Origin of the sequence: Cognatilysobacter tabacisoli, assembly GCF_003586305.1 — a bacterium.
Classification (GTDB): Bacteria; Pseudomonadota; Gammaproteobacteria; order Xanthomonadales; family Xanthomonadaceae; genus Cognatilysobacter_A; species Cognatilysobacter_A tabacisoli.
This window is the reverse complement of the sequence record NZ_QXJI01000001.1, coordinates 1,494,633-1,507,256: the sequence shown is the minus strand read 5'-3', so window position 1 is coordinate 1,507,256 and position 12,624 is coordinate 1,494,633. Positions and strand designations below refer to the sequence as shown.

Sequence of the window (12,624 nt, the reverse complement as noted above, 5' to 3'; positions counted from 1 at the left end):
GATCGCCCCGATGACCCTGACCCAGCTGCGCTACTTCGCCGCGATCGTCGACGCCGGACTGAACATCACCGTCGCCGCCGAGCGCGTGCACGCCACCCAGCCCGGCCTGTCCAAGCAGCTCAAGCAGCTCGAGGACGAACTCGGCTTCCTGCTGTTCGCCCGCAAGGGGCGGAGCCTCGACTCGGTGACGCCGGCCGGCCAGCAGGTGCTGCTGCACACGCGGCGGCTGCTGTCGGAGGCCGGCAACATCCGCTCGTACGCCGCCAACCAGCGCCGCGACGGCCAGGGCCGGCTGGTGCTGGCCACCACGCACACCCAGGCGCGCTTCGTGCTGCCGGCCGCGATCGCCCGCGTGAAGCAGGCCTACCCCGGCGTCACGGTGCACCTGCAGCCCAGCGGCGAAGGCGAGGTGCTCGACCTGCTCGTCCGCGGCGAGGCCGACTGCGCGCTGATCAGCAGCGCCGGCGACGTGCCCACCGGCGGCGTCGCCGTGCCGCTGTTCCGCTGGCAGCGCGTGGTGCTGGTGCCGAAGGCGCACCCGCTCGCGCGCGCCGCTACCCCGCCGACGCTCGCACAGCTGGCCGCGCACCCGCTGGTCAGCTACGAATCGTCGATCCGCCCGGACTCCTCGCTGCGCCGCGCGTTCGCCGAGAGCGGCCGCGTGCCGCAGCTGGCAATGACCGCGCGCGACGCGGACCTGATCAAGACCTACGTGCGCGCCGGACTCGGCGTCGGCCTGCTGGCCGAAATGGCGGTCAGCCCGGTCGACGATGCCGACCTCGTGGCGCTGCCGGCGCCGGACGCGATCCCGGCCTGCATCGCGTGGGCGGTGCTGCCGCGCGAACGGGTACTGCGCGACTACACGCTCGACCTGCTGACCGCGCTGGCGCCGCAGCTCGACCGCCACGACCTGCGCCGCGTGCTGGCCGGCAACAGCGAGGCCGACTGGCCGGCGCCGCCGAGCTGGGCCGAACTGGGCCAGTCGATCAGCGTCTAGCGCGGCACTGCGGGCCGGCGCCAGCCACCGGCGACGCGCGCCGGCCCGCCATGGTCAGCGGGCACAACGCGTGGGCGCCCCGGCGCGCTAAGCGGCCTGCCCGGCGTCGGCGCCCCAGTCCTCGTGCAGCCCGCACTCGCGCTTGAGCCCGAAGAAGCGGGTGTCGTCGTCGTTCATGCCCGGCTCCAGCCGGCGCGTGGTGTGCACGTCGCCGATCGAAACGAAGCCCTCGTGCCAGAGCGGGTGGTACGGCAGGTCGTGCTGCTGCAGGTACTGCCACACGTCGCGGTCGCTCCAGTCGGCGAGTGGATGCAGCTTCCAGCGGCCGTCGCGCAGCTCGAGGAACTCGATGCCGGCGCGGCTCGCGCTCTGGCTGCGGCGCAGCCCGGCGATCCAGGTGCGCACGCCGAGCTCGCGCAGCGCGCGCTGCATCGGTTCGACCTTGCGCAGCCGGTTGTAGCGGGTGATGCCGTCGACCCCGTCCTCCCACAGCCGGCCCATCCGCGCCTCCATCCACGCGATGCCGATCTGCGGCCGGTACACCTTCAGGTTCAGCGCCAGCCGCTCCGTCAGCGTGTCGACGAAGCGGTACGTCTCGGGAAACAGGTAGCCGGTGTCGACCAGGATCACCGGCAGGTCGGCGCGTACGCGCGTGGCCAGGTGCAGCGACACCGCGGCCTGCGCGCCGAAGCTCGACGACAGCGCGTGTTCGCCGGCGAGGTTGGCCAGCGCCCACTCGACGCGCTGCGTCGCGGTCTGGCGCGCCAGCCAGCGGTTGAGTTCGGACAGCGCGGCGGGCGCTTCGGCCGCGGTCAGCGGGTCGGGGGGGCTCATGCCACCAGCTCCAGGTCGAGGGTCCGCCGCGGCGCGACCACGCCGGTGGCGACCACCCCGCTACGAACCAGGAAGTCGCCGAAGCGTTCGGCGTCGTGGCGCTGCGCGGCGTAATCGGCCAGCAGCGGGTCGAGCGCGGCCAGGGTCGCGGCCTCGTCGATGTTCTCGCGGTACAGCGCGTTGAGCCGCTGGCCGCGGTGGTCGGCGCCGAGCATCAGGTTGTAGCGGCCCGGCGCCTTGCCGACCAGCGCGACCTCGCCGAGGTACGGGCGCGAGCAGCCGTTCGGGCAGCCGCTGATGCGCAGGTGGATCGGCGCGTCGCGCAGGCCGTGGCGCGCGAGCAGCGCGTCGAACCGTGCGACGAAGTCGGGCAGGTAGCGTTCGGCCTCGGCCATCGCCAGCCCGCAGGTCGGCAGCGCGACGCAGGCAATCGCGTTCAGTCGCAGCGGCGACGCGGTCGCGTGCTCGTCGAGGCGATAACGCGCGACCAGCGCGTCGACGTCGGCGCGGTCGCCGGCAGCGACGTTGGCGATGACGAGGTTCTGGTTCGGCGTGAGCCTGAACTGCGCAGGCGTGGGCTCGGCGCCGGTGTCGACCAGCCGGGCCGCGATCGCGCGCAGGCCGGTCAGCGCCTGTTCGCCGTCGCGGTCCCAGACGCGGCCGGACACGATGCGCAGGGTCAGGTGCGCGCGCCCGTCGTCGCCGTCGACCCAGCCGAAGCGGTCGCCGTTGTGCGCGAACGCGAACGCGCGCGCCGGCGCGAACGTCACCGCGCTGCGGCGCTCGACCTCGGCCTTGAACGCGTCCAGCCCGCGGTCGTCGATCGTGTATTTCAGCCGCGCGCGCTTGCGCACCGCGCGGTTGCCCCAGTCGCGCTGGGTGGTCACGACGGCCTCGCCGATCGCGATCACGTCGCCGGGGGCGACGAAGCCGATGACGTCGCCCAGCCGCGGGTAGGTCTCCGGGTCCCCGTGGGTCGCGCCCATGCCGCCGCCGACGGTGACGTTGTAGCCGAGCAGCGCGCCGGCGTCGTCGAGCACGGCGATGTAGCCCAGGTCCTGCGCGAACACGTCGACGTCGTTGGTCGGCGGCACCGCGAAGCCGATCTTGAACTTGCGCGGCAGGTAGGCGGCGCCGTAGATCGGCTCGGCCTCCGCGCCGCTGTCGGCGACCTTCTCCTCGTCGAGCCAGATCTCGTAGTACGCGCGGGTGTTCGGCAGCAGGTGCTCCGACAGCGCCGCGGCGTGCGCGAACACCTGCGCGTGCGCGGCCGAGGCGTGCGGGTTGGCCGCGACGGCGACGTTGCGGTTGACGTCGCCGCACGCGGCGAGCGTGTCGATGAGGGCCGCGTTGATCGCCTGCATCGTTGGCTTCAGCTCGCCCTTGACCACGCCGTGCAGCTGGAACGCCTGGCGGGTGGTGATGCGCAGCCCGCGCTCGGCGTAGCTCGTGGCGATCGCGTCGAGCTGCAGCCACTGCCGTGGCGTGACCACGCCGCCGGGCGTGCGCGTGCGGATCATGAAGCTGTGGGCAGGCTCGAGCTTCTGCTGGCGGCGCTCCTCGCGCAGGTCGCGGTCGTCCTGCTGGTAGCTGCCGTGGTACTTGATCAGCGTCTGGTCGGCCTCGGCCAGCGCGCCGGTGACCGGGTCGGCGAGCGATTGCAGCAGCGTGCCGCGCAGGCGGCCGCTGCCGTGCTTGATGTCCTCGACGGAGTGCGTGCTCATTGCGCGGGCTGTCCGGTGCGTGCGCGGGCCATCAGTAGACATCCCGCGCGTAGCGGCCCTGAGCCTGCAGGGCGTTGAGGTAGTCGGCGGCGTCGTCGTCGGAGCGGCCGCCGTGCTGGCGCACGACGTCGAGCAGCGTCGCGTGCACGTCGCGGCCCATCGCGACCGCGCCGCAGACGTACAGGTGCGCGCCACTTTCGAGCCAGTCGAACAGCGTACGGCCGTGCTCGCGCAGGCGATGCTGGACGTAGACCTTCGCGCCGGCGTCGCTGGGCGAATGCGCCCTTTGTGGTGCATGGGCTGGCGTGCGATCGCGCGAGAACGCCAGATCGAGCCGGTGCAGCTGGCCGCGCCGCAGCGCGTCCTGCCATTCCAGCTGGTAGAGGAAATCGCTGCGCGCGTGCGGATTGCCGAACAGCAGCCAGTGCCGCCCGCTCGCGCCGATCGCCGCACGCTCCTGCACGAATCCGCGGAACGGCGCCACGCCGGTGCCCGGGCCGATCATCACCACGTCGCGCGCCGGATCGCCCGGCAGGCGGAAGCGCTCGTTGGCCTCGACGAACACGGGTACGCGCTCGCCGTCCGCGCGCGAGGCGAGGAAGTGCGACGCCGCGCCCCAGCGCGGATCGCCGTCGACGGCGTATTCGACATGCGCCACGGTCAGGTGCGCTTCGTCGCCGACGTGCTTGCGGCTCGAGGCGATCGAGTACAGGCGCGGCGCGAGCGGTCGCAGCGCGGCCACCAGCTCGTCGGCGCTCCATGCCGCCGGGTGCGCGCGCAGCAGGTCGATCAGCTGCTCGCGGTTCAACAGCTGCGCGAACGCGGTCGCCTGGTCCGGCGCGAGCAGCCGGTTCAGCACCTCGCTGCGCGCGTGCGCGGCGTGCGCGGCGACGAACGGCCGGCTCAGCCGGGTCAGCTCGCGCCTGCGCGAAAGCCACTCGCACAGCGGCAGGGTGTCGCCGGCGTGCGCGACCGCCGCGTTGCCGTCGAGCCCGAGCTTGTCGAGCACCGCCTCGACCAGCGCCGGCGGATTGACCGGCCACACGCCGAGCGCGTCGCCGGGTTCGTAGTGCAGCCCGGCGCCGTCCAGCGACAGCTCGACATGGCGCACATCGCGGTCTGACCCGCGCCCGGTGATCCGCTGGTTGGCCAGCACTTGGGCGTGGAACGGTTGGTCGCGGCGGTGCACGGCGACGGAGGCGACGTGCGGCCGCAGCGGCGTCACCGACGCCGGCGGCGTGCCCGGCCGCAGCGCGTCGCGCGCTTGGGTCAGCAGCTGCTCGATCCACGGGCCGGCCGGCGTCTCGACGTCGAGGTCGGCGTCGACGCGCGGCAACCACGGCTGCGCGCCGAGCTCGGCCAGCCGCGCGTCGAGCCGCCGTCCGATCGCGCAGAACTGCGGGTAGCTCGAATCGCCGAGCCCGAACACCGCATAGCGCAGCGCGGGCAGGGCGGGCGCGCGCTTCCCGGTGATGAACTCGACCAGCGCCCGCGCGTCGTCCGGCGGGTCGCCGTCGCCCTGGGTGCTGATGACGATCGCCAGGTGGGTCTCGTCCTTCAGTTCGCGCGTGGCGTAGGCGTCGGCGCGCAGCAGGCGGACCGGCAGCCCGGCCGCTTCCACCTGCTGCGCGAGCGCCTCCGCGAGCCGCCGCGCGTTTCCGGTCTGGCTGCCGTAGACGACGGTCAGGCGCGCGACGGCGGGCGCGTCGACCGCGGTGGTCGGAATTGGAATCGGGCGAGGGTGGGACTGCGTCTGCCCGCGCGCCAGTCCGGCCGCGTAGCCGGACAGGAACCACAGGCCCGCGCCGTCGAGGCCGTCGGTCAGCCGCCGCAGCAGGTCGGCCTGCTCGCTCGACATCGGCGCGGGCGGCGCCGGGGCGGGCAGGGCGGTGGACAGCGCGGGGGCGGACATCGCGGCGGCGGCCTGGAAAGGAGGACCGCGCCAGTCTGGGCAGGCCCGGCACAATGCGGAAAGGACGCGTCGTTATGCGCTTATGCTCGGCACGCGCCTTTGCCGTCGGCCAGCGAGCCACGATACTGCGCGGACGGCGGGCGACGCGCCGCCGCTTCGACGGCTGGAAGGTGCGCAGATCTGCCGTCTTCCGCTCCTCCGCACCGCTGAACCCGAGTCCTGCCGCCGAGTCCGATGCCGCTGCCGACCCTGTCCCACCTCGACCGCCTCGAAGCCGAGGCCATCCACATCCTGCGCGAGGTGGCGGCCGGCTTCCGCCACCCGGTGATGCTGTACTCGATCGGCAAGGACAGCTCGGTGCTGCTGCACCTACTGCAGAAGGCGTTCCATCCGGCGCGGCCGCCCATTCCGCTGCTGCACGTCGACACCGGCTGGAAGTTCCGCGAGATGATCGCGTTCCGCGACCGCCGCGCCGCGGAAACCGGCATCGAACTGCACGTGCACACCAACCCCGACGGCGTCGCCCAGGGCATCGGGCCGATCACCCACGGCGCCACCGTGCACACCGACGTGATGAAGACGCAGGCGCTGAAGCAGGCGCTGGACCGGCACGGCTTCGACGCGGCGATCGGCGGTGCGCGTCGCGACGAGGAGAAGTCCCGCGCGAAGGAGCGGATCTTCTCGTTCCGTAATGCGCAGCACCGCTGGGATCCGAAGAACCAGCGCCCGGAACTCTGGAACCTCTACAACACGCGCATCCACGCCGGCGAGTCGGTGCGCGTGTTCCCGATCTCGAACTGGACCGAGCTCGACGTGTGGCTGTACATCTACCGCGAGAGGATCCCGGTGCCGTCGCTGTACCTGGCCGCCGAGCGGCCGGTGGTCGAACGCGATGGAGCACTGATCCTGGTCGACGACGAGCGCCTGCCGCTGCGCGACGGCGAGCAGCCCGCGCTGCGCCGCGTGCGCTTCCGCACCCTCGGCTGCTACCCGCTGACCGGCGCGGTCGAATCCGATGCCGATACGCTGGAGAAGGTCATCGCCGAGATGCTGGTGGCGACGACGTCCGAACGGCAGGGGCGGGTCATCGACCACGACCCGTCGGCGTCGATGGAGAAGAAGAAGCAGGAGGGCTACTTCTGATGGCCGCGACCGGCACCCGCGATGCGACCGCCGCCGTCGCCGCCTACCTGCAGCAGCACGAAACCAAGGGCCTGCTGCGCTTCATCACCTGCGGCAGCGTCGACGACGGCAAGAGCACGCTGATCGGCCGGCTGCTGCACGACACGCGCGGCCTGTTCGAGGACCAGCTGGCCGCGCTCGGTGCCGACAGCCGGCGCCACGGCACGCAGGGCGACAACATCGACTACGCGCTGCTGCTCGACGGCCTCGCCGCCGAGCGCGAGCAGGGCATCACGATCGACGTGGCGTACCGCTTCTTCAGCACCGAGCGGCGCAAGTTCATCGTCGCCGACTGCCCGGGCCACGAGCAGTACACGCGAAACATGGCGACCGGCGCCTCGACCGCGGATGTCGCGGTGGTGCTGGTCGACGCGCGCAAGGGCCTGCTGACGCAGACCCGCCGGCACAGCTACATCGTCTCGCTGCTCGGCATCCGCCACGTTGCGCTGGCGGTCAACAAGATGGACCTGGTCGGCTTCGACCGGGACGTGTACGAGGCGATCGTCGCGGAGTACCGCGCGCTGGCTACGCAGCTCGGCATCGCCGACGTCACCGCGGTGCCGCTGTCGGCGCTCGACGGCGACAACCTGCTGCAGCGCTCGGCGCGCACGCCGTGGTACGACGGGCCGGCGCTGCTGGAATGGCTGGAGTCCGTCGATCCTGCACGCGGCGGGACCGACGTGGGCTTCCGCCTTCCGGTGCAGTGGGTCAACCGGCCCAACCGCACCCAGGCGAGCACCGATTTCCGCGGCTTCGCCGGCACGGTCGCGGCCGGCGCGGTGCGCCCCGGCGACGAAGTCGTGGTGCTGCCGTCGGGACGGCGCTCGCGCGTCGCGCGGATCGTCACCGCCGACGGCGATCTCGACGTCGCGCGCGAGGGACACGCGGTGACGCTGACGCTCACCGACGAGGTCGACGCCAGCCGCGGCGATCTCATCGCCAGCGCGCAGCATCCGCCGCAGGTGGCCGACCAGTTCGCCGCGCATGTCCTGTGGCTGGGCGAGCAGCGCCTGCTGCCGGGCCGGCCGTACTGGCTGAAGCTCGGCGCGCGCACCGTCAGCGCCAGCGTCACCGAGATCAAGCACCGGGTCGACGTCAACACGCAGGAGCATCTGGCGGCCAAGCACCTGGAGCTCAACGAGGTCGGCGTCTGCAACCTGTACCTCGACCACGCGGTGCCGTTCGAGGCGTACGCAGACAACCGCGCGCTCGGCGGGTTCGTGCTGATCGACCGGCAGAGCAACGCCACGGTCGCCGCCGGCACGATCGACTTCGCGCTGCGCCGCGCCGGAAACATCCACTGGCAGCACGTCGACGTCGACAAGGCCGCGCGCGCGCGCAGCAAGGCGCAGGTGCCGCGCTGCGCGTGGTTCACCGGCCTGTCGGGCTCGGGCAAGTCGACCATCGCCAACCTGGTCGAGAAGAAGCTGCACGCGCTCGGCCACCACACCTACATCCTCGATGGCGACAACGTGCGCCACGGCCTCAACAAGGACTTGGGCTTCACCGCCGAGGACCGGGTCGAAAACGTCCGCCGCGTCGCCGAGGTCGCGCGGCTGATGACCGATGCCGGCCTGATCGTGCTGGTCAGCTTCATCTCGCCGTTCCGCGCCGAGCGCCGGCTGGCGCGCGCGCTGTTCGACCCGGGCGAGTTCGTCGAGGTCTACGTGGACACGCCGCTGGCCGTGGCCGAGCAGCGCGATGCCAAGGGGCTGTACGCGAAGGCGCGTGCGGGCCAGATCCCGAACTTCACCGGCATCGACTCGCCGTACGAGGTGCCCGAAGCGGCCGAGCTGGTGCTCGACACCGTGCACGAGTCGGCCGACGTGCTGGCCCAGCGCGTGGTGGACCGCCTGCTGGCCTGACCGCGCGGCCCGTCGCGGCGCGCCAACGAAAACGCCCCGGCGTGCCGGGGCGTCGTCGTCGAACCGATGGCGTCGAGCCGGCGGTCAGGCAGCCTGCTTGCCGCCGCGCCGGCGCACCATCTCGAACACGAACAGCAGCACGACGGCGGCCGCGATCGACGCCACCCACGCCATCACGCCGGTGCCGGCGATGTAGCCGCCGGCGACCGCGCCGGCGATGCCGAGCAGGATCGTCATGATCCAGCCCATCGGGTCGGCGCCGGGCTTCAGCAGGCGCGCGAGCACGCCGATGATCGCCCCGCCGAACACGTACCCCAGTATTCCTTCGAACATGCACTTCCCCCCTTGCCGTGGCGGTGACTGCCGCGGCCCGATCCTAGCAGGGGCCCGGCGCGCGCCTGCTGCGCTGCAACGTACCGGGCAGACAAGCAAACGCCCGGTCGAAACCGGGCGCGCTTGAACCGCAGGGCGGGAAGGCAGCGGTCAGCAGCAGCCGTGGTCGCCGTGGTGCTCGCCGCCGGCCACTGCGGCCACGCCGGTTGTCTCGCCGCGCAGGCTCGCCTGGTGGTGCTCGGCGATCACGCGCGACACGCACGCGGTGACGCGCTTGCCCATCGGGATGTGCAGGAACTCGTTCGGGCCGTGCGCGTTGCTGTGCGGGCCGAGCACGCCGGTGATCATGAACTGCGCACCGGGGAACTTCTCACCGAGCATGCCCATGAACGGGATCGTGCCGCCCTCGCCCATGTACATCGCCGGGGCGCCGAAGAACTCCTCGCTCGAGGCGTTGATCGCCTTTTCCAGCCACGGCGACATCGCCGGCGCGTTCCAGCCGGTCGACGCCTTCTCGAGCTCCATCGACACCTGCGCGCCGTTCGGCGGGTCGCGCAGCAGCGTTTCCTTCAGCAGCTGGCCGGCGCGCTTGCCGTCGAGCGTCGGCGGCAGCCGCAGGCTCAGCTTCACCGCGGTGTGCGGACGCAGCACGTTGCCGGCCGACGACAGCGCCGGCAGGCCGTCCGCGCCGGTCACCGACAGCGCCGGGCGCCACGTGCGGTTGAGCACCAACTCGGTCAGGTCGTCGGCCATCGGCGTCATGCCGGGCAGGAACGGGAACTTGTCGTAGACGGCCGTATCGAGCACGCGCGCGGCTTCCTTCGCCTGCGCCAGCCGCTCGGCCGGAATGTCGGCGTGCAGCCCGTCGAGCAGGATCCGCCCGGTGTTCTCGTCCTCGATCCGCGACAGCAGCTGGCGCAGCAGGCGGAAGCTCGACGGCACGATTCCGGACGCGTCGCCGGAGTGCACGCCCTCGTCGAGCACCTTGACCGTGAGGTTGCCGCCGGCCAGGCCGCGCAGCGAGGTCGTGCACCACAGCTGGTCGTAGTTGCCGCAGCCCGAGTCCAGGCACACGACGAGCGACGGCTTGCCGATGCGGTCGGCCAGGTGGTCGACGTAGGCCGGCAGGTCGTAGCTGCCGGACTCCTCGCACGCTTCGATCAGCACCACGCAGCGGGCGTGCGGGATCTGCTGCTCCTGCAGCGCCATCACCGCGGCGAGCGAGCCGAACAGCGCGTAGCCGTCGTCGGCGCCGCCGCGGCCGTACAGGCGGTCGCCCTTAATGACCGGCTTCCAGGGGCCGAGGTCCGCGTCCCAGCCGGTCATCTCCGGCTGCTTGTCGAGGTGGCCGTACAGCAGCACGCAGTCGTCGCTGCGGCCGCCGCTGCTGGCGGGGATGTCGATGAAGATCAGCGGGGTGCGGCCTTCCAGGCGCACCACCTCCAGCTGCATGCCCGGGATCGGCTGCTTGCTGGCCCAGGCCTCCATCAGCTTGACCGCGTCGTCCATGAACCCGTGGGCCACCCAGTCGGCATCGAACATCGGCGACTTGTTGGGGATGCGGATGTACTCGACGAGCTGCGGGACGATCTCGTCGTCCCACTTCTGGCCAATGAAGCGATCTACCTGGGAGGTGTCCATGGGGGACCTTCACTGCGGGTGAGCCCCGGATTTTACGCCGTTGGGGCGTGTAGGGCTTTTCCGACCCGGCCGGCCGGCGCCGTCCTACACCCGCACGGGGCATGCGGCGATGGGCGTCGACCCGGGACCTGCGGAGACTGTCCACACCGGCCGATGGACCCGCCGGCCCCCCGGGAATCGGTTCCCGGCCACGTATGCCTCGTCAAGGAGCTCCCATGAAGTCGATCCGCACCGTGCTGTCCTCGCTGGCCCTGTCGCTGCTGCTTGCCGGCACTGCGCTCGCCGCCGAGAAGGTCAACATCAACACCGCCGACGCCGCGACCATCGATCGCGTGCTGCTGAACATCGGCCCGTCGAAGGCCCAGGCGATCGTCGCCTACCGCAAGGCCAACGGCGCGTTCCGCAGCGCCGACCAGCTGGCGCTGGTCAAGGGCGTCGGCCTGAAGACCATCGATAAGAACCGCGACCGGATCGTCGTCGGCGGCGCGGCCGCCGGCGCGCCGGCGCGCAAGCCGGTCGCGGCCGCGGCCCGTCCGGTGCCCAAGCGCTGAGGTTCCACGCGCGCCGCACGGATGGGGCGCGTGGCTCGGTGCAGGCCTGGACGCCTGCAGGGCGGTAACGCCCGCCACACGGATGTGCGCCGCCCGACCGCGGAAGGACCCGCGGCCGGGTGGCTTCGTTTCGTCCGCGTTGAGGCACGAGGGCGCGCACGACCCGATCGCGTGCATCGACGGTAAGGACCGGGCCGCGGCCTCTAGACTGATGCGGCCCGAGGAGCCGGACCCGATGATCAGCGCGCACGACAACGATCCCACCGCCCGCGCCTGGGCGATCGCCGCGCACGAGTACCGGCGAGAGCGCTGGCGCAACCAGCTCGGCTGGACGCGCGAGATCTATGCCCAGCCGACGCCGCCCGCGCACGCGCGGGCCGGCGTCCCCGAGTGGGACTGGCGCCTGTCGATTGCCGAGATCGAGCGCGACGCGGCGTTTTCGTCGTTTCCCGGCATCGACCGCGAGCTGGTGCTGCTGTCGGGCAACGGCGTCCGCCTGCGCTTCGACGACGGCGAGGTGCATGCGCTGCATCCGCCGCACGATCGACTGCGGTTCGCCGGCGAGCGCGGCGTCACCGGCGAGCTGATCGACGGGCCGACGCACGACTTCAACCTGATGTGGCGCCGCGACCGCTTCGATGCAGCGCTGTGGCACCGCCCGCTGGTGGGGCCGATGGTCCTGTTCGTCGATCCGGCGGCGACGTGGGCGGTCCACCTGATCGGCGGGCGCGCCGCGTTCGGTGCCGAGTCCGGCCTCGCGCCGCTGGCTACGGGCGACACCGCGATCCTGCAGGCGGGCCGCCAGCGCCAGCGTCATGTGCTTGAAGGCGGTGGCGAGACCCTGCTGGTTCGGCTGACGCCGCTCGCCCAGGCGTGACTCAGGCCAGCGACGGCCCCACCACGATCACCCACGTCAGCACCGACGCGGCCAGCACGCTGAGCAGCAGCTGCTTCGGCGTGCGGCCCCGCGCCCACATCCAGATGCCCGACAGGCCCAGCAGCAGCATGCCGATCGCGAAGCTGTCGGCCAGCAGGATCCACGCCCCGCCCCCGCCGTACGCCTTGTGCAGCCGGTTGAAGGCCGACAGCGCGCTGTGACGTTCCTGCTTGACCTCGGCGGTCGCGTTGCCGGGCACGTAGTCGAGCGTCCAGGCCTGCCGCGCCGTGCCGCCGGTCAGCGTCCACTTCTCGCGCGCCGCGATCGGCTTGCCGTTCAGCGCGCCGCCGCCGGCCTCCGACTTGCGTACCCGCTGGGTGGCCAGTCCGTGCGTGTCGCTGAGCCACGCCGTGAGGGCTTCGGGCGTGACCTGCGCGTTGGCCGGCACGTCCAGCATCAGCGATCCGCTCGGCGCGTTGCTGCCCTGCGGCCACGCGTTGTCGCCGAACCGGTGGTTCATCACCAGGCCCGTGAACCCGTACACGATCGCCGCGATCGCGCCCCACGCGCCGATCCACAGGTGAAGCTGGCGGACCCAGCGCTGCACGGGCGAGCGGCGTGCGGCGGTGGCAGGGGCGGTGGGCTTGGCGATCATGGGCAGGTCCGGCAAACGGTCGGGGACGGAAGGGCCGCGCGGTCCGCGGGGCC

11 protein-coding genes are annotated in these 12,624 nt (G+C 72.3%); 5 read left to right on the top strand and 6 right to left on the bottom strand.

Features of this window, described 5'->3' with window-relative positions; all coding sequences use genetic code 11:
- Positions 1-10: 10 nt before the first annotated feature.
- Positions 11-997, top strand: a complete 987-nt coding sequence (locus D3A60_RS11500; protein ID WP_119719101.1) for a LysR family transcriptional regulator — start codon at positions 11-13, stop codon at positions 995-997.
- Between the two features lie 87 nt (positions 998-1,084).
- Here the strand turns inward: D3A60_RS11500 and D3A60_RS11495 are convergent, their stop codons facing one another.
- From D3A60_RS11495 to D3A60_RS11485, 3 genes are read right to left on the bottom strand one after another with little or no spacing between them, the layout of a single operon-like run.
- The gene (locus D3A60_RS11495) at positions 1,085-1,831 is read right to left on the bottom strand and encodes a phosphoadenylyl-sulfate reductase (protein WP_119718779.1); all 747 of its coding nucleotides are present in this window, start codon (positions 1,829-1,831) and stop codon (positions 1,085-1,087) included.
- Positions 1,828-3,597, bottom strand: coding sequence for an assimilatory sulfite reductase (NADPH) hemoprotein subunit (gene cysI, locus D3A60_RS11490; protein ID WP_119718778.1), 1,770 nt, complete (start codon positions 3,595-3,597; stop codon positions 1,828-1,830). The genes D3A60_RS11495 and cysI overlap by 4 nt, the downstream gene beginning before the upstream one ends.
- The gene (locus D3A60_RS11485) at positions 3,587-5,467 is read right to left on the bottom strand and encodes an assimilatory sulfite reductase (NADPH) flavoprotein subunit (protein WP_231120477.1); all 1,881 of its coding nucleotides are present in this window, start codon (positions 5,465-5,467) and stop codon (positions 3,587-3,589) included. Before D3A60_RS11485 ends, cysI begins: the two co-directional genes overlap by 11 nt.
- A gap of 234 nt (positions 5,468-5,701) precedes the next feature.
- Between D3A60_RS11485 and cysD the strand changes: the two genes are divergently transcribed.
- Together cysD and cysN are read left to right on the top strand one after the other, a co-directional pair.
- Complete coding sequence (gene cysD, locus D3A60_RS11480; RefSeq protein ID WP_119718777.1) at positions 5,702-6,610, top strand: sulfate adenylyltransferase subunit CysD; 909 nt, start codon at positions 5,702-5,704, stop codon at positions 6,608-6,610.
- The gene (gene cysN / locus D3A60_RS11475; protein WP_119718776.1) at positions 6,610-8,514 is read left to right on the top strand and encodes a sulfate adenylyltransferase subunit CysN; all 1,905 of its coding nucleotides are present in this window, start codon (positions 6,610-6,612) and stop codon (positions 8,512-8,514) included. Before cysD ends, cysN begins: the two co-directional genes overlap by 1 nt.
- Before the next feature lie 84 nt (positions 8,515-8,598).
- On the opposite strand, the gene D3A60_RS14745 is transcribed toward cysN, so the two are convergent.
- Together D3A60_RS14745 and D3A60_RS11465 are read right to left on the bottom strand one after the other, a co-directional pair.
- On the bottom strand, positions 8,599-8,847 hold the full coding sequence (locus D3A60_RS14745; protein ID WP_119718775.1) for a GlsB/YeaQ/YmgE family stress response membrane protein: 249 nt from the start codon (positions 8,845-8,847) through the stop codon (positions 8,599-8,601).
- Between the two features lie 150 nt (positions 8,848-8,997).
- Positions 8,998-10,488, bottom strand: a complete 1,491-nt coding sequence (locus tag D3A60_RS11465; RefSeq protein ID WP_119718774.1) for a M20 family metallopeptidase — start codon at positions 10,486-10,488, stop codon at positions 8,998-9,000.
- 215 nt (positions 10,489-10,703) lie between these two features.
- Between D3A60_RS11465 and D3A60_RS11460 the strand changes: the two genes are divergently transcribed.
- Both D3A60_RS11460 and D3A60_RS11455 read left to right on the top strand, forming a co-directional pair.
- Positions 10,704-11,039: a ComEA family DNA-binding protein gene (locus D3A60_RS11460; RefSeq protein ID WP_119718773.1), complete on the top strand. Its 336-nt coding sequence runs from the start codon at positions 10,704-10,706 to the stop codon at positions 11,037-11,039.
- Positions 11,040-11,274: 235 nt separating this feature from the next.
- On the top strand, positions 11,275-11,916 hold the full coding sequence (locus D3A60_RS11455) for a HutD/Ves family protein (RefSeq protein ID WP_119719099.1): 642 nt from the start codon (positions 11,275-11,277) through the stop codon (positions 11,914-11,916).
- A 1-nt stretch (position 11,917) separates the two neighbouring features.
- Here D3A60_RS11455 and D3A60_RS11450 read toward each other — a convergent pair whose 3' ends face one another.
- Positions 11,918-12,571, bottom strand: a complete 654-nt coding sequence (locus tag D3A60_RS11450; RefSeq protein ID WP_119718772.1) for a PepSY-associated TM helix domain-containing protein — start codon at positions 12,569-12,571, stop codon at positions 11,918-11,920.
- Positions 12,572-12,624 lie beyond the last annotated feature (53 nt).